Origin of the sequence: Polynucleobacter sp. MWH-P3-07-1 (genome assembly GCF_018687555.1) — a bacterium.
In the GTDB taxonomy this organism is placed as follows: Bacteria; Pseudomonadota; Gammaproteobacteria; order Burkholderiales; family Burkholderiaceae; genus Polynucleobacter.
Window position 1 is genome coordinate 202,627 of record NZ_CP061296.1, and the last position, 15,843, is coordinate 218,469.

Here is a 15,843-nt window from a genome sequence, read left to right on the forward strand (position 1 = left end):
TAACCCTTTTTCTATCAACAGTTATTTTTGTACGCGGGCAATTGCCGCTGTCATTGCTAATTCATAACCCAGTGCACCAAGACCGCAAATCACTCCGATAGCAATATCGGATAAATAAGAATGTTTCCGGAATTCTTCTCGCTGGTGAATATTGGAGAGATGAACTTCAATAAAGGGAATGGCTACACCCGCCAGGACATCCCGCAGGGCAACGCTCGTATGGGTAAACGCGCCCGGGTTAATGATGATGAAATCTACTCCATCCTGTTTGGCTTTCTGAATGCGATCAATTAGCTCGCCTTCATGGTTACTTTGAAAGGTATCTAAGCTCACAGCATGGCTTTTAGCCAATTGCTCCAGCTTTCGGTGGATATCTTCCAAGGTAGTTTTGCCATAAACCTCGGGCTCACGACTACCTAGTAGATTGAGATTAGGACCTTGAACTACCAGAATTGAAGGATTTTTTGACATAGATAGGTGTTTTTAAGCGCTTTTGAGATCAGTTGATGAATTTGGCTTTTGGCTAAAAAGGCTGATTTAAGGGGTTTTTGAGGCCGTCCAGTTCCAGCTCAGTATACCCTTTCAGGAGGTTTAAAAACCAATCTTTTAACGATGAATCACCCTAATATGAAAGGAATTTTGCTTAAAAAGTAGGCAAAATGCCATCAATATCTGATGAATGAATCTCAGTAAATTTGTCTAAGATCTTCTATAAATTAGCTTTTATGATGCTTTTTAGCTCATCTTCGCTTATTTTTCCTAATTTACTACTAACCGCTTTCCCTTGAGGGTTAATGATAACCGTAAAGGGAAGAGCTCCTTGAGTATTGCCCATCTCTTTGCTGATATTGCTGCCATCTATTCCCCCAATCACTATCGAATAAGTAACTGGAGTCTTTTTAAGGAATTCGCGAATATTAGAGGGTGAATCGATGCCAATGCCGACAAATACGACATTTTGTTGCTTAAACTCAGTTTGAAGACGGCTTAAAGCAGGCATTTCTTCGACGCAGGGAGGGCACCAAGATGCCCAAAAGTTCACCACCAAGAGTTTGCCTTGCCAATCAGCGCTGTTAGTTGGCTTGCCATCGGGATCTTGCCATTCATGGCTCAGAAAATGCTGAATAGCGACCTCACTCGCTAGCTGGGATTGGTTCATCCAGCGCGAGCTGAAGACCCCAGCAAGGAGGGAAAAAAAACCGATTGCGATGATGATGAGCCATTGTCTGCGATTCATTACTAGTCCTTAGCTAAAATTCCTTCATGCATATTCATATCTTAGGCATTTGCGGCACCTTTATGGGCGGCATTGCTGCTATCGCCAGGCAGGCAGGCCATCGTGTAACGGGATGTGATGCAAACGTCTATCCACCAATGAGTACCCAGCTTGAAGCCCAGGGTATTGAATTGATAGAAGGATATTCCCCAGAACAATTATCTCAGTTTGAAACCATGCCCGATCTATTCGTGATTGGTAATGTGGTTTCTCGTGGGAATCCGTTGATGGAGGCTATCCTCAATCAAGGCCTGCCTTATATCTCAGGCCCACAGTGGTTGGGCGAGCAAGTTTTATTTGGTCGTCATGTTTTAGCAGTTGCGGGTACGCATGGAAAAACGACCACCTCCGCTATGCTCACATGGATTTTGGAATACAACAATTACAAACCAGGCTACTTAATTGGTGGGGTGCCTCTCAACTTTACGGTATCTGCACGCTTAGGCGAGAGTCCATATTTTGTAATCGAAGCCGATGAATACGACACTGCCTTTTTTGATAAACGCAGTAAGTTTGTTCACTATCGACCCCGTACTGCAATTCTGAATAATTTGGAATTTGATCACGCCGATATTTTTTCTGATCTGGCAGCGATTGAAGCTCAATTTCATCATTTGGTGAGAACAGTGCCTAGTAACGGTTTGGTCGTTGTTAATGGCGAAGAGCCTGCATTAGAGCGTGTCATTACTCGAGGAGCTTGGGCTCCAGTAGAGACATTTGGTCAAGAGTCACAAAATACGTGGGGGCTGATTTCCTTGCCAGGAGACGATTTCACTGTCCTACATTCTGGGAAAGAGGTGGCCACGGTGAGATGGGCAATAGATTCTGGAGTAATGGGGCGCCATAACCAACTCAATGCCTTAGCAGCGATTGCGGCTGCAAATCACATTGGCATTCGTCCTGAAGACGCTGCAAACGCCTTGAGTGAATTTAGGAATGTGAAGCGTCGTTTAGAAACGATTGGCATGGTAAATGAGATCACCGTCTATGACGATTTTGCACACCATCCCACAGCCATCGCCACCACCTTAGATGGTCTGCGTCGCAGAGTGGGTAATGCCAGAATTTTGGCTGTACTTGAACCTCGTTCTAACACCATGAAGCTTGGCGTGATGAAAGCACAACTCCCTGCCAGCTTGGACAAAGCCGATTTTATTTTTGCCTATGGCGCCAAATCCGGTAAAGAGAGTTTGGGCTGGGATTTAGCAGCAGTCTTGTCGCCCTTGAATCAACGATCGGCTAGGGCTCAGGCGCATGATGACTTAAATGTTTTGGTCAAAGCAATCACCAAAGAAGCAAAGCCGGGGGATCATATTTTAGTGATGAGCAACGGTGGCTTTGGCGGCGTGCACCAAATGATTTTGCAAGCACTATGAATGCATTCAAGGAAGTCTTTAGTAAAGAAAAGAAAATCTAAATGAGCGAAAGACTGAAAGATAAGGTTGCCATCATTACTGGTGCCGCTAAAGGTATTGGCTTTGCAACTGCCAAGCGCTTTGCCGAAGAGGGCGCAAAAGTAATGATTGCCGATGTCAGCCTCGAAGCTGTCAAGTCTGCGGCTGCCCAAATACCCAATGCAGAGCCTTATGTAGTGAATGTCACTGATCGTGCCAGCATTCAGTCAGCGTTAGATCAAATTCTGGAGCGTCATGGAAAGATCGATATTTTGATCAATAACGCCGGTATTACACAGGACGCCAGACTCGTCAAAATGACCGAGGCTCAGTTCGATGCCGTCATTGATGTCAATCTGAAGGGTGTTTTTAATTGCACTCAACTTGTCGTACCGTACATGCTAGAAAAAGGCAAAGGCGCTGTTGTCAATGCATCGAGTGTGGTTGGCATCTACGGAAATTTTGGACAAACCAATTATTCGGCGACGAAGTTCGGCGTCATTGGATTCACTAAGACTTGGGCTCGCGAACTTGGGGCTAAGGGCGTACGAGTGAATGCGGTCTGCCCTGGTTTTATTTCGACGGAGATGGTGAAAGCAATGCCAGAAAATATTCTCCAAGATATTGAAAAACGGAGTTGGCTTGGTCGTTTGGGCACTCCAGAAGAAATGGCTAATGTGTATTTATTCTTAGCTAGTGATGAAGCAAGTTATGTCAATGGCGTTGCACTCGAAGCCAGCGGCGGAATCTCCCTTTAAACATGCATCTTTTATTCGAAGAGGGTGGCGATCTCAAGATTGCTACCACTCAATCTGCCAGCGGTTCAGGAGATACAGAATCGTGGCAAGCTACAACGCTCTCAGGCAAAAAAATCAAACTCAAGGCGAAAGAGGTTTGGTTACGCTTTGAAAATGTGGATGCGCATACTGTCATGAGTGAGGCCAATGATTTGTCGGCCAGTATTGATTTGCAATTATTGTGGGACTGCGCTCCTGATGAGGAATTTGGTTTAGTTGATGTTGCGCAAGAGTATTTTGGTAATCAAGCTAGTATTGCGCAACAAGTGGCTCTCGGTCTCGCATTGCAAGGTGCTCCCGTATTTTTTCGGCGCAAGGGGCGCGGACGTTTTCAGCGAGCCCCCTTAGAGCAATTACAGGCAGGGTTGGCAGCGATTGAACGCAAGAAAAAAGAATTAGAGCAGCAACAAGTTTGGCAACAGGATTTGATTGCAGGCCAATTTCCGGAAACTTTGCGTTCTATCGCGAAGCAGTTGTTATTCAATCCTGATAAAAACACCAATGCCTACAAGGCACTGCAAGCTGCATGTGTAGAGACTGGTGAGTCTGCAGCTCAATTGATGATTCGTTGTGGCGCTATCGACTCTCCGCTGGCCTTTCATCAAGAAATGTTTCTCAAGACCCATTTCCCGCATGGCGCTGAGCATCATGAGCAAACGATCATTGACCAAGCCCTTTGTGACCTTGCTTTTGCTGAGTTGCCGGTGGCGCAGGTCAAAGCATTTTCTATTGATGACTCTGGCACTACAGAGATTGATGATGCTCTATCGGTCACACCATTAGAGGGTGGTGGTCACCGCATCGGCATTCATATCGCAGCTCCTGGATTGGTAATTGCAAAGGATGACCCAATTGATTTGGTAGCACGTCATCGTATGTCGACAGTCTATTTTCCCGGTGACAAGATGACGATGTTGCCTGATTCCGTCATTGCACAATTTTCGCTGGATGAGGGTGGGGAGCGTGCCGCACTCTCAATGTATGTAGACCTGGATGTAGATGGTGTAATCCAGCAGGGGACTCTCGAGATTCTTGCTGAGCGTGTCCCGATTGTTGCTAATTTGCGCCTTGAAGATCTCGAGCATTTAGTGACCGAAGAAGCGCTCGCGCAAAATGGGGCATTCCCATTTCAAGAGGAGTTAGCAATCTTGTGGAAGGGCGCCCAACATTTGCATGCTGCACGCCAAGAGCGGCGCGTGGCAAACGGTCTGCGGGCTGAACAATTGGGCTTCATCGATCCTAATGCGCTTGCAAGAGATTTCTATTTTGAGATTCAGGAGCGCGCTGGTGAACAGTGCGTTGAAATTGTGCCACGTCAGCGCGGTTCAATATTGGATACGATTGTTGCTGAGTGGATGATCTTTTGTAATAGCAGAGCAGGACATTTGCTATCAGAGCACGGCTTACCCGGTTTATTTCGAACCCAAAAAGGTTGGGGCCCATTGCGCACTCGGATGCAAACGACGCCAGGCCCTCATGAGGGTTTAGGTTTGGATTACTACGCCTGGTCTACGTCGCCATTGCGCCGCTATACCGATTTAGTGAATCAATGGCAATTGATTGCCTTGGCTAAGCATGGTGTTACCGCCAAAATGGTGGCACCTTTTTCTCCAAAGGATGCCAGCTTGATGGGAATCGCTGCGGATTTTGAGACCTGCTATCAAGCTTATGGTGAGTTTCAGGATCGCCTAGAAAAATATTGGTGTCTACGCTGGTTGCAACAACAGGTTTTACCTAAAACCGTTTTTGTACGACACCTCAAGGAAGGGATGTCGCGTCTTGAGGCGGTACCTTTGCATATCGCGATTCCTGAGTTAGCGACCCATCCCCGTATGACAAGAGCTGAGGTTGAAATTACGGATCTCGATTTACTGCAGCTAAGCGCAAGTGCTCGGGTATTGCAGATTGAGTCTGCACCAGAGATTGGTGGGGATGATGCCAGCACTTCCTAGGCAGACATGGCTCCATCTGGGCAAAGCCCAGACCTTTTTTGAGCAAGCTTGGCGCCGTCATCCTTTGGGATTAGCAATCTGCGTTTCTTTGATCATCCATCTGATCTTTTTATCGTTTCGCTGGGGTTTGGGAGAAATTCAAGCTCGTCGACTTAATACCCCATTGAGCGTGGTTCTGGTGAACTCGACTAGTCATGCGAAAACTCAAGAGGCAAACAAATTAGCGCAAGTTGATTTACAGGGCGGCGGTTCTACCTTGGATCGGGACGCCACTGCCTTGCATCGAGCGCGCTTGGGTGCTGAGGCGCGTCTGGAGGTATTGGAGAAACAGCAAAAACAAATGCTGGCGAAATTAAAGGCCGAACAATCCCAGTCTGGCGGTCAAAAAAGTGGCGAAGCACAGCATATTGCTCCCCAGTTCAACTCCTTGGAAGCTGAGTTAGCAAAACGGCTACAAATTGAGGGGCGAGGGATGCGCCATCAAGTCATGACCAGTGCGAGTACTAAGTCAGTGGTCTTTGCCCATTACTACGACGCTATGCGACAAAAGATAGAGGCCTATGGCAGCAGCTTCTTTCCTCGCGCTAATGGGCACCCCCTCTATGGCAGCCTCGTGATTGTCGTGAGCGTGGATTCTCAGGGGCGAATTATTAATAACCCCCAAGGAAAGGATGGCCTGAGTATTGGTCGAAGCTCTGGAAATCCTGAGCTAGATCGTCAAGCTCTCGCGATTGTGCGAGCCTCGGCTCCGTTTGGCGTGTTCCCAGAGCCGATGCAAAAACAAATTGATATCTTGGATTGGATTGCTACCTTTGACTTTACTCGGGATGGTGCTGACCGCCTAGAGTTGCGTCATTAGTAAATTCGCTTATCCTCTAGTTAAGATGAGCTCGAACCATACCCCCATTCATTTAGACACCGACCCCAGTCACTTTCCAGGCCTGGATGTGTATGCCGTAGTCGGAAATCCGATTGCCCATAGCAAGTCGCCGCAGATTCATGCGCAATTCGCTCAGCAATCTCAGCAAGCAATGCACTATGGATATCTTGCAGCGCCCTTGAATGGTTTTATGCAAACCGCAACCGCATTTTTTGCTGCGGGTGGTAAGGGCATGAACGTCACCGTTCCCTTCAAGCTAGATGCAACAGCATTTGCAGATATCCTTACGTCAAGAGCTGAGTTAGCAGGTGCAGTAAATACTTTGTGGATTCAGTCTGGGAAAATCCATGGGGACAATACCGATGGGGCTGGTTTGGTCAAGGATCTATTGGCTCAGGGTATTCGTTTGCAGGATGCACGCATTTTGTTAGTCGGTGCTGGCGGTGCTGCACGCGGTGTCTTGGGGCCGCTCTTGGATCAAAAGCCACAAGCTTTAGTCATTACTAATCGCTCGCTTGATAAAGCACAAGACTTGAGTAAGCTTTTTTCAGGCACAGCCAAAGTGCTGAATGTTGTTTTATCAGTTCGGTCTTTAGATGACCTTGAGAACGCTGCAATTACTGACACCCCATTTGATCTGGTCATCAATGCCAGCGCTGCGGGTTTAACAGATGAATCCCCACTAAGCGATCAGGCTGCAGCCAATATATTTACACCCGCTAGCTTTGCCTATGACATGGTGTACGGCAAGAGTACGCCATTGATGAAGCAGGCCCTGCAGCGGGGTGCGCGAGTGAGTGATGGCTTGGGGATGTTGGTTGAGCAAGCTGCTGATGCATTCCAGATTTGGCGCGGACCTGAAGTGAGTGCCCATATTCAACCCCGTTCAGTCTTAGCTCAATTACGTTCTTGATTCAGTAATGCGTTGGTTTGCTTATCTTGCAAAATGCTTGCTCAGTGGCTTGATTGTCATGCAGCTCTATTTTGTTCTGCAGATCAGTCTGTGGTCTTGGTTCAATCCTAGCAATACCGCTTTCGAGAGAGCAGAGCGCTGGCGCTTATGTGGCATGCATTGGTCTTGCGGATTGCGTTCCGATTGGGTTCCCTACCAGCAGATTTCCTCAAACTTAAAACGTGCTGTACTGGTCAGTGAAGATGATATCTTTTTTCAGCACCATGGTGTCCGTGTAGAAGATATGGAAAAAGCCTGGGAAAAGAATCAGCAGCGAAAAGGACAATCTAAGACAGCCTTACGAGGTGGCTCAACGATTACCCAGCAGCTTGCTAAAAACTTATTTCTGTCCTCAGAGCAGGATTACTTGCGTAAAGGTCAAGAGCTTCTCATTACTGCTTATTTAGAACTCATTCTTCCCAAACAAAGATTATTTGAGATCTATCTCAACTCCGTCGAGTGGGGTGAGGGCGTCTTTGGCGTGGGGGCAGCGAGCCAACATTATTTTGCGATTAGTCCAGCCGCCTTATCTCGTGAAGAGTCTGCAGCCCTAGCCTCGGCGCTGCCGGCACCAAAGTGTTTTGATAAGGGCCAATATTGTCGTAGGGGCAGTATTGATTACCCCCTTCGCCAAGAATTTATTCTGGAGAATATGGATCGGGTTGCATTGTCACCAAACCCAAAAAGTCACTCTCGTTAATTCAAGCTACAGCGGCGTTTAGAGCATCCCTTGTGCTCAGCGCTACTTTTCTTGCGGCTTGAGCAAAGTCTTCACCACTACTTGCATACAAAATCGCTCGAGAGGAATTAATGATCATGCCAGTGCCGGGTTTTTGAGTAACGCTTCCGGCTTTAACGGTTGCTTCAATATCGCCACCTTGCGCCCCAATTCCGGGGATGAGCAGTGGCATATCGCCGACTAGATTTCTGACCTTAGCAATTTCCTCTGGGAAGGTAGCGCCAACGACTAATCCAATTTGACCCGAGGTATTCCATTTGCTTGCAGCGAGCTTGGCTACCTCGATATAGAGCGGTTCACCAGATGATGCATTCTGGAGAAATTGCAAATCAGATCCCCCTGGATTGGAGGTGCGACAAAGAACAATCACGCCTTTCTCAGGGTAACGCAAATAGGGCTCAATTGAATCGAATCCCATATAGGGATTCACAGTCACTGCATCTGCACCATAGCGCTCAAATGCCTCAAGGGCGTAATGTTCTGCGGTACTACCAATGTCTCCCCGCTTGGCATCTAGAATGACCGGAATATGGGGGTAATGCGTCTTGAGGTGGGCAATGAGTTTCTCGAGTTGAGCCTCCGCGCCCTGCGAGGCAAAGTAGGCAATTTGGGGCTTGAAGGCGCAGACAAGATCTGCTGTGGCATCAGCAATTGCTTTGCAGAATTTAAAAATGGGCTCAGGTTTGTCGGCTAAGGAGGCCGGTATTCTTTTGGGGTCGGGGTCAAAACCCACACACAGCATGCTGCCTTGAGAAGCCCATGCAGCTTGGAGTTGCTGGGTAAAGCTAGGGGACTTGGTATTCATCGGCTTCAGCCTTCATTTATCGAAACTGTCATGAGCTATAGGATAAACTAGCGCACATTCCTTAGGAGTTCACCATGATCAACTTGTTCGTCCTGCAAAATGGCCGCCTCTCTCAAGAGCAAGTCGAAGATCGCAATGAATTATTGCAATATACCAACCCCATTTGGATTGACGTAGTTGATCCAGAAGAAGAGGAGCTCCTCTGGATTAAAGAGGCCTTCGGTGTCTTGCTCCCAGAATTGGATGATTTGGGTGACTTAGAGGCATCTGCTCGCTATTTTGAGGCGGATGATGGTCATCTACACATTCGTACGGATTTCTTATTGGATGAAGAAGAAGTCTCCCGCAACATTCGGGTCGCTTTTGTCCTAACTAAGCAAGTTTTATTTTCGATTCATGACGAAGATTTGCCGGTCTTTAGATTGGTCCGTTTGCGCGCGCGTTTGCGTCCGGGATCCGTCAGTAACGCCAAAGATGTTTTGCTGGATTTATATTCAACTGATGCTGAGTATTCTGCTGATGCTTTGGAAGAAGTCTACGAGAACCTGGAGCGTGCAGGACACCAAGTGTTATCGGATGACATCAACGATGCCACCGCAGCTGAAGTGTTGGAGACAATCGCTAAAGAAGAAGATACCAACGGCCATATTCGTCGCAATGTGATGGATACCCGCCGCGCACTTTCTTTTTTAATGCGCAGCAAACTACTCTCAGATGAGCAGCAAGAAGAAGCGCGCCAAATTCTGCGTGACATTGACTCTCTTGAAAACCATACTGCTTTCCTCTTCGATAAGATTAACTTCTTGATGGATGCGACGGTAGGTTTCATTAACTTGAACCAAAGTAAGATCATTAAAATCTTCTCCGTGGTATCGGTTGCCTTAATGCCGCCAACCCTGTTGGCCAGTATTTGGGGTATGAACTACAAGTACATGCCTGAGTTGGATCTCTTTTTGGGATACCCAGCCGCATTGGGCTTAATGGTGGTATCAGCCATTATTCCTTTATGGTATTTCCACCATAAAGGTTGGATGAAGTAATTATTTCAGCAGCGTCAGCAGCTCTGTTAAAGCGTAAGCACAAGCCTGCTCACGAATCTCTTGTCGATCGCCAGTAAATAATTGGGTTTTGCAAACCGTCGACTCCATCACCGACCAGGCAAAGCAGACCGTTCCAACTGGCTTCTGTGGTGATCCACCCGTAGGACCCGCGATGCCGGTGATAGCAACGCCCACATTGACTGCTGCATTTCTTCGGGCACCTTCAGCCATCGCTTTAGCCACTGGCTCACTCACTGCCCCAAATGATTCAATCGTTTCAGGAGGCACTCCAAGACACTCTGCTTTAGCTACATTGCTATAAGTGATGTAGCCTCTCTCAAACCAATCGCTTGATCCAGCTAGCTCGGTTAGCGTGGCACAAACGAGGCCGCCAGTACAGGATTCTGCAAGCGCAATCTTCCACGATTTTTGGATCAGGACGAGGGATAACGCTTTTGCCAAGCTAGATGATGAATGCATATTATTTGAGTAGAGATTGTCCAAGTGCGATCACGAGAAGCGTAAAAAAAGCAGCAGCGAGATCGTCAATCATGATGCCAAAGCCCTGCCATAGATTGGCTTTCAGTGAGTAGGTGCTGGCCGATTGAGCATCTTCAGTAGCTTTGAAGTAACGATCGATCATCCCGATTGGACCAGGCTTGATGGCATCAAAAAACCGAAAGAGAATAAATGCAATCGCTTGCAGCCAAATTGCGGTTGGCATGATGATGACTAGCACTAGCCAGAAGGCCACAATCTCATCCCAAACAATACCGCCGAAATCTTTTTTACCCAACTCTTCGCTAACTTGACCGCAGACCGAGCAGCCCAGTACAAAGCTCAAAGCGATGACCCAAAGCCAATCTTCTGAAGAAAAAATAGTTTGCCCAAGGTAGAAGGCCCCCCATGCCCACAGCGTGCCTGCGGTGCCCGGTGCGATGGGGCTGAGACCGCTGCCAAAACCAAATGCGAGTGTGCGACCCGCAGTTTGAAATACCCACTTAAAGGAGGGTGAGTTGCTGGGAAGTTTGATGGGGAGCTTCATGCGAAGTGATCAAATGATTGCATTAATTTTGCCCCAGCTTCGGCACTCCATTGTTGACCATCCCGACCAATTAAGGTGATCTTCGCTTCGGTAGATGCGGGAGTGTGGATTTCTCCAATACGAGTTAGTGCTAGGGACAGTTCTTTACTTAGCGCTTCAATTGCTGATGTATTTTCAGCGGCGGCAGTAAAGCAGATTTCATAATCATCACCACCATTGGCTGCGCATTGATCCTGTAATGCTTGACTCTGTCGAAGCAGGGTTTTGGATTTAGGTAAGTTTGCCAAGAAAATATTGGCATCTACCTGAGAAGCATCCAGAATGTGTTGCAGGTCGCCTAGCAGACCGTCGGAGACGTCTAGGGCTGCGCTAGCAAAATTCTGTAACGCGATTCCCAATGCCACTCTGGGGGTGGGTTGATGTAGGCGAGCCTCAATTATTTTGAGTTGATCAGCAGGCAAATCAATTTCATGACGCAGTGCAGCAAGTGCGAGTCTCGCATCACCTAAGGAGCCAGAGACCCAAATCTGATCTCCGGGCTTAGCACCTGAACGTTTAATGGCTGCCCCCTTTGCAACAGTGCCTAGGGCGCTAATACAGATATTGAGAGGCCCCTTGCAGGTATCTCCACCAATTAAAGGGCAAGAAAATTCCTTGGCCGCTTGAAACAGGCCATTGCTAAAGGATTCCAGCCAGTGGCTATCGGCTTGAGGGAGGGCCAGCGCAAGCGTAAAGCCTAAGGGCTTAGCGCCCATCGCCGCCAGGTCTGAGAGGTTGGCTGCCAGGGCTTTGTAGCCCAGCCATTCAGGGTTAGCGTCGCTAAAAAAGTGCCGACCTTCAACCAGCATATCGGTGGTCACTGTGAGCTCTTCATGGGCTTTGGCAGCCACTAACGCGCAATCATCCCCAATGCCCATCACAATCCCTGAGTCATCTGAAAAACCCATGGCTTTTGCCTTGGATTTAAAAAATGCCTCAATCAGCTCAAATTCAGAAATTGGCTTGCTGGAAGGAGAAGTCATGCCCTCATTTTAGGGTGCTTGGAAGTAAGTCATCTAGGAGGAATAGAATTACAGTCTTCATTCTGTTTTATTGACGAGTAATTTCATGAGTTCATCTGGCGATACCAAAGAGCAACAAATTGCATCCTTAAGAGAAGCAGCCCTTCACTATCACGAGTTTCCAGTGCCCGGCAAAATTGAAATTGCCCCCACTAAACAGCTCACTAATCAACGCGATCTAGCACTAGCCTACACCCCGGGTGTTGCCGCTGCCTGTGAGGAGATTGCTAAAGACCCCGCAAATGCATTTCGTTATACCGCTCGTGGTAACTTGGTGGGCGTCATCACCAACGGCACCGCAGTCTTAGGATTAGGCAATATTGGACCGCTTGCAAGTAAACCCGTAATGGAGGGGAAGTCTGTCCTCTTTAAAAAATTTGCAGGCATTGATGTTTTCGATATCGAAGTCAATGAAAACGATCCCGATAAATTAGTGGAGATCATTGCAGCACTCGAGCCTACCTTCGGCGGCATTAATCTTGAAGATATCAAGGCGCCTGATTGTTTCGTGGTTGAACGCAAACTTCAAGCGCGCATGAAGATCCCCGTCTTTCATGATGACCAGCATGGCACCGCGATTGTGGTCGCTGCGGCGATTATTAATGGCCTTAAGGTAGTCGGCAAAGAGCTTGGTAAGGTCAAGCTGGTAACTTCTGGAGCTGGAGCGGCAGCTTTGGCTTGTTTAGACTTGCTGGTAGATTTGGGAATTGCTCGTGAAAATATATGGGTAACCGATTTAGCGGGTGTGGCTTACAAAGGCCGCAAGGAGTTAATGGATCCCGAGAAAGAGCCATTCTGCCAAGATACTAAATTAAGAACATTGGCGGAAGTGATCGAGGGCGCTGATATTTTCTTGGGCTTATCTGCCGGCGGCGTACTAAAGCAAGACATGGTCAAGAAAATGGCTGATAAGCCATTAATTTATGCGCTTGCTAACCCCACTCCAGAAATCTTGCCTGAGGAAGTCAAGGCAGTCCGTCCAGATGCTGTCATGGCAACAGGACGTACCGATTATCCCAACCAAGTAAACAACGTTCTATGTTTCCCATTTATTTTCCGTGGGGCTTTAGACGTTGGTGCCACGACGATTACCCGCGGCATGGAAGTGGCTGCAGTCAAGGCTGTCGCTGAGTTGGCACAGGCAGAGCAGAGCGAAGTAGTCACATCGGTTTACGGTAATGACAACTTATCCTTTGGCCCCGATTATTTGATTCCGAAGCCATTCGACCCTCGCTTAATTACCGCAATTGCACCAGCAGTAGCTAAAGCGGCCATGGATGATGGCGTTGCACTTCGTCCAATTAAAGACTTCGACGCTTATCGCAATCAGTTGCAGCAATTTGTGTACCACTCTGGTACTTTGATGAAACCCTTATTCAATATTGCTAAACGGGTTCCTGCAAATCAAAAACGCATTGTCTATGCCGAAGGTGAGGATGAGCGTGTGTTACGCGCAGTGCAAATTGCGCTGGATGAGAATTTAGCAGTACCAATTTTGATTGGTCGCCCTGAGGTGATTGACTATCGGATTGATAAATTTGGCCTGCGCATGAAACCGGGCGTTGACTTTGAGATTGTGAATCCTGAAAGTGATGCTCGCTTTAGAGATTTCTGGCAGACCTATCTTGCGCTTACCGAGCGCAAAGGTGTCACACAAACCTTTGCCAAGCTCGAGATGCGTCGCCGCCATACATTAATTGGCTCGATTCTGATCAGTAAAGGTATGGCTGATGGGATGATTTGTGGCACGGTTGGGAATTCGGCAACGCACCTCAAGTACATCGATGAAGTAATTGGTCACGAAGCTGGTGCGACTGTCTATGGCGCAATGTCTGGATTGGTTTTGCCTGGTCGCCAAGTCTTCTTGGTCGATACCCACATTAATCTTGATCCAAGTGCCGCAGAGTTGGCTGAAATTACCTTGATGGCTGCAAGTGAAATGCGCAAGCTTGGAATTGCGCCTAAAGTTGCCCTGTTGTCGCATTCGAACTTTGGCTCTAGTAATGCGCCTTCAGCAGTCAAGATGCGTGAAGTCTTGGCCTTAATTCAGAAGGCCGATCCCACTCTTGAAGTGGATGGAGAGATGCATGGAGATAGTGCTTTAGACGAATCCATTCGTTCTAGCGCGGTTACCTCATCACCGCTCAAGGGCGACGCGAATCTCCTCGTTCTTCCCAATATTGACGCTGCCAACATTTCTTACAACTTGTTAAAGACTGCGGCTGGTAATGGTGTTTCCATTGGACCTCTGCTTTTAGGGGTGGCTAAGCCGATTCATATCTTGACCCCGGCTGCCACAGTCCGCAGGATTGTGAATGTGACCGCTTTGACTGTTGTAGAGGCTGCTAGCAACGCACGAGGGCTTTCCTAAACGGGATTAATATATGTAAGTTAGTATTTACTTACATATATTAATATTATATAAATCAATGACTTATATAATAAGCACATAATTCGGGCTTGATTTGATGACGTGATCGGGGTAACCTAGCATCCATCATGAATAATCAACCTGAAAACACCAGCTCAGCAGTCTGGGATGAACATAGTCGGGCTGAAAGTTGGGATAGCTCTGATCGTCTTGAGACCGAATCTTCAGCAGCCAACGTTTATGCCCAAGGCGGTTTATCCCGTTTGCAAAATTTTGCAGCTAACCAAGCTACCGGAAAAAAAGTGACCGCTTCGTGGCGTGCTGCTTTAGCAGTCCGCGATGCCGGACCGCCTGCAATGTTGCGTAGCGTGCGCACTAATATTGTTCAGTCCATCCGCGCGTTCCGTACGCCAGATTTGGCTGAGGCCGCTAGTGAACTTGGTCAACATTTCATTTATGCAAATTGCGCAAACGCGATGACTAAGGGCGAGGTTTTAGAAGCCATTGCCAATGCGTATATGTTTACAAAACAACAGGCTAAAAATTTCGATCCATTGTTAGATTCTTTGACAACGATGGTCGATAAGGCGGGTCCTCAGCCTGGTTTCGTAGTGGTATTGGAAGGCTTGCCTTGCACACAAAAATTTGACAAAGAAGCCCGCGAGACTTTGCTTGATGTGTTCCGTGATGCTGTTGACTTCTGGTCAGAGCGTCGCATCCCATATCGAGTGTTCTACTCTTTCGCTTAAGCCTTTAGGAGCCTAGGCTCCAGACAGTATTGACGGCCGTAATCGCAACGATTCCGGCCGTTTCTGTTCTGAGAACCCGCTCACCCAAAGAAACCTTTTGATACCCCGCAGCCTGCGCTAGCGCTTCTTCTTCGGGTGAATGCCCGCCCTCTGGACCAATTAGCAAAATGACATCTTGTGGCGGCATTTTGCTCAGCACCGAGACCATGCTAGCGGTAGCATCTGGACTCAGAAGTAGTTTTAAGGAGGTAGCAGGGCTCTGCAAAAATTCCTCAAAGTTTTGGATATGCTCCAAATCAGCTAGGACGGTTCGATCGCATTGTTCGCAAGCCGCTTGAATGATTCCTTGCCAATGCGCCAGTCTTTTCTGAGCCCGCTCTGCATCGCTCGTACGATTTAATTTGATGACAGAGCGTTCACATTGCAAGGGAATGATTTTCTGGGCGCCAGTTTCAACCGCTTTTTCAACAATCCAATCCATTTTGTCGCCGCCAGCTAGTGCTTGAGCCAAAGTAATAGCGTAAGGGGTTTCTCGATGGATGTCGGTCCGAATAGCGCTTAATTCCACTTCCCCGGTTTTTTTACCCAAAGAGAGCAATTTCGCGCTGGCTACCTGGCCTCGTCCATCAAAGACGGGAAAGGTCTCCCCAGGCTCGATGCGCCTGACACGGAGATGATGAGCCACCTCCGGATTAAGGGTAGTCGGCTTTTGGGTTTCCCATGGCCCGGGAAGATAAAATTGAGGCATTACTGAAATATAGCCAATTTATTTTCCAAGAGAG

General features: G+C 47.8%; 16 protein-coding genes. 9 read left to right on the top strand and 7 right to left on the bottom strand.

What is annotated here, in order from left to right; translation table 11 throughout:
* Nucleotides 1-21: 21 nt before the first annotated feature.
* Together aroQ and ICU98_RS01110 are read right to left on the bottom strand one after the other, a co-directional pair.
* Nucleotides 22-471: a type II 3-dehydroquinate dehydratase gene (gene aroQ / locus ICU98_RS01105; protein ID WP_215336905.1), complete on the bottom strand. Its 450-nt coding sequence runs from the start codon at nt 469-471 to the stop codon at nt 22-24.
* Between the two features lie 238 nt (nt 472-709).
* A complete protein-coding gene (locus ICU98_RS01110) occupies nt 710-1,237 on the bottom strand; it encodes a TlpA disulfide reductase family protein (protein WP_215352318.1) in 528 nt (175 codons plus the stop codon).
* Nucleotides 1,238-1,263: 26 nt separating this feature from the next.
* Here ICU98_RS01110 and mpl point away from each other — a divergent pair, with 26 nt between their 5' ends.
* Genes mpl through mtgA form a run of 6 tightly spaced genes read left to right on the top strand, consistent with a single transcriptional unit; the run spans nt 1,264 to nt 7,951 of the window.
* A complete protein-coding gene (mpl, locus tag ICU98_RS01115) occupies nt 1,264-2,652 on the top strand; it encodes a UDP-N-acetylmuramate:L-alanyl-gamma-D-glutamyl-meso-diaminopimelate ligase (RefSeq protein ID WP_215352319.1) in 1,389 nt (462 codons plus the stop codon).
* 41 nt (nt 2,653-2,693) lie between these two features.
* Nucleotides 2,694-3,428 carry a 3-oxoacyl-ACP reductase FabG gene (gene fabG / locus ICU98_RS01120; RefSeq protein ID WP_215352320.1) on the top strand — a complete coding sequence of 245 codons (735 nt, stop codon included), beginning with the start codon at nt 2,694-2,696 and terminating at the stop codon, nt 3,426-3,428.
* A 2-nt stretch (nt 3,429-3,430) separates the two neighbouring features.
* Nucleotides 3,431-5,419 (top strand): ribonuclease catalytic domain-containing protein, encoded by a 1,989-nt coding sequence (locus ICU98_RS01125; RefSeq protein ID WP_215352321.1) that lies wholly within the window; start codon nt 3,431-3,433, stop codon nt 5,417-5,419.
* Nucleotides 5,400-6,278, top strand: a complete 879-nt coding sequence (locus ICU98_RS01130; protein ID WP_251365356.1) for an energy transducer TonB — start codon at nt 5,400-5,402, stop codon at nt 6,276-6,278. The genes ICU98_RS01125 and ICU98_RS01130 overlap by 20 nt, the downstream gene beginning before the upstream one ends.
* 25 nt (nt 6,279-6,303) lie before the next feature.
* Nucleotides 6,304-7,212 (top strand): shikimate dehydrogenase, encoded by a 909-nt coding sequence (aroE, locus tag ICU98_RS01135; protein ID WP_215352322.1) that lies wholly within the window; start codon nt 6,304-6,306, stop codon nt 7,210-7,212.
* A 7-nt stretch (nt 7,213-7,219) separates the two neighbouring features.
* Nucleotides 7,220-7,951, top strand: a complete 732-nt coding sequence (gene mtgA, locus ICU98_RS01140; RefSeq protein WP_215352323.1) for a monofunctional biosynthetic peptidoglycan transglycosylase — start codon at nt 7,220-7,222, stop codon at nt 7,949-7,951.
* 1 nt (nt 7,952) lies between these two features.
* Here mtgA and pyrF read toward each other — a convergent pair whose 3' ends face one another.
* Nucleotides 7,953-8,795, bottom strand: coding sequence for an orotidine-5'-phosphate decarboxylase (gene pyrF, locus ICU98_RS01145; RefSeq protein WP_215352324.1), 843 nt, complete (start codon nt 8,793-8,795; stop codon nt 7,953-7,955).
* Nucleotides 8,796-8,869: 74 nt separating this feature from the next.
* On the opposite strand from pyrF, the gene corA reads away from it, so the two are divergent.
* Nucleotides 8,870-9,835: a magnesium/cobalt transporter CorA gene (corA, locus tag ICU98_RS01150; RefSeq protein WP_215272068.1), complete on the top strand. Its 966-nt coding sequence runs from the start codon at nt 8,870-8,872 to the stop codon at nt 9,833-9,835.
* On the opposite strand, the gene ICU98_RS01155 is transcribed toward corA, so the two are convergent.
* The 3 genes from ICU98_RS01155 to thiL are packed head-to-tail and all read right to left on the bottom strand — an operon-like array spanning nt 9,836 to nt 11,902.
* A complete protein-coding gene (locus ICU98_RS01155) occupies nt 9,836-10,315 on the bottom strand; it encodes a CinA family protein (protein WP_215352325.1) in 480 nt (159 codons plus the stop codon). It lies immediately after the preceding gene.
* Nucleotide 10,316: 1 nt separating this feature from the next.
* Nucleotides 10,317-10,880, bottom strand: a complete 564-nt coding sequence (locus tag ICU98_RS01160; protein ID WP_215352326.1) for a phosphatidylglycerophosphatase A — start codon at nt 10,878-10,880, stop codon at nt 10,317-10,319.
* Entirely contained in the window at nt 10,877-11,902 is a 1,026-nt protein-coding gene (gene thiL, locus ICU98_RS01165; protein WP_215352327.1) for a thiamine-phosphate kinase, read from the bottom strand. The genes ICU98_RS01160 and thiL overlap by 4 nt, the downstream gene beginning before the upstream one ends.
* Nucleotides 11,903-11,987: 85 nt before the next feature.
* On the opposite strand from thiL, the gene ICU98_RS01170 reads away from it, so the two are divergent.
* The gene (locus ICU98_RS01170; protein WP_215352328.1) at nt 11,988-14,312 is read left to right on the top strand and encodes an NADP-dependent malic enzyme; all 2,325 of its coding nucleotides are present in this window, start codon (nt 11,988-11,990) and stop codon (nt 14,310-14,312) included.
* Between the two features lie 128 nt (nt 14,313-14,440).
* Entirely contained in the window at nt 14,441-15,061 is a 621-nt protein-coding gene (locus ICU98_RS08895; RefSeq protein ID WP_251365357.1) for a barstar family protein, read from the top strand.
* A 4-nt stretch (nt 15,062-15,065) separates the two neighbouring features.
* On the opposite strand, the gene ICU98_RS01180 is transcribed toward ICU98_RS08895, so the two are convergent.
* Entirely contained in the window at nt 15,066-15,809 is a 744-nt protein-coding gene (locus ICU98_RS01180; protein WP_215352329.1) for a 16S rRNA (uracil(1498)-N(3))-methyltransferase, read from the bottom strand.
* Between the last annotated feature and the right edge of the window lie 34 nt (nt 15,810-15,843).

What these genes read in the sequence shown, in the direction of transcription:
- aroQ (WP_215336905.1), bottom strand. Translation starts at nt 471, where the DNA reads ATGTCAAAAAATCCTTCAATTCTGGTAGTTCAAGGTCCTAATCTCAAT.
- ICU98_RS01110 (WP_215352318.1), bottom strand. Translation starts at nt 1,237, where the DNA reads ATGAATCGCAGACAATGGCTCATCATCATCGCAATCGGTTTTTTTTCC.
- mpl (WP_215352319.1), top strand. Translation starts at nt 1,264, where the DNA reads ATGCATATTCATATCTTAGGCATTTGCGGCACCTTTATGGGCGGCATT.
- fabG (WP_215352320.1), top strand. Translation starts at nt 2,694, where the DNA reads ATGAGCGAAAGACTGAAAGATAAGGTTGCCATCATTACTGGTGCCGCT.
- ICU98_RS01125 (WP_215352321.1), top strand. Translation starts at nt 3,431, where the DNA reads ATGCATCTTTTATTCGAAGAGGGTGGCGATCTCAAGATTGCTACCACT.
- ICU98_RS01130 (WP_251365356.1), top strand. Translation starts at nt 5,400, where the DNA reads ATGATGCCAGCACTTCCTAGGCAGACATGGCTCCATCTGGGCAAAGCC.
- aroE (WP_215352322.1), top strand. Translation starts at nt 6,304, where the DNA reads ATGAGCTCGAACCATACCCCCATTCATTTAGACACCGACCCCAGTCAC.
- mtgA (WP_215352323.1), top strand. Translation starts at nt 7,220, where the DNA reads ATGCGTTGGTTTGCTTATCTTGCAAAATGCTTGCTCAGTGGCTTGATT.
- pyrF (WP_215352324.1), bottom strand. Translation starts at nt 8,795, where the DNA reads ATGAATACCAAGTCCCCTAGCTTTACCCAGCAACTCCAAGCTGCATGG.
- corA (WP_215272068.1), top strand. Translation starts at nt 8,870, where the DNA reads ATGATCAACTTGTTCGTCCTGCAAAATGGCCGCCTCTCTCAAGAGCAA.
- ICU98_RS01155 (WP_215352325.1), bottom strand. Translation starts at nt 10,315, where the DNA reads ATGCATTCATCATCTAGCTTGGCAAAAGCGTTATCCCTCGTCCTGATC.
- ICU98_RS01160 (WP_215352326.1), bottom strand. Translation starts at nt 10,880, where the DNA reads ATGAAGCTCCCCATCAAACTTCCCAGCAACTCACCCTCCTTTAAGTGG.
- thiL (WP_215352327.1), bottom strand. Translation starts at nt 11,902, where the DNA reads ATGACTTCTCCTTCCAGCAAGCCAATTTCTGAATTTGAGCTGATTGAG.
- ICU98_RS01170 (WP_215352328.1), top strand. Translation starts at nt 11,988, where the DNA reads ATGAGTTCATCTGGCGATACCAAAGAGCAACAAATTGCATCCTTAAGA.
- ICU98_RS08895 (WP_251365357.1), top strand. Translation starts at nt 14,441, where the DNA reads ATGAATAATCAACCTGAAAACACCAGCTCAGCAGTCTGGGATGAACAT.
- ICU98_RS01180 (WP_215352329.1), bottom strand. Translation starts at nt 15,809, where the DNA reads ATGCCTCAATTTTATCTTCCCGGGCCATGGGAAACCCAAAAGCCGACT.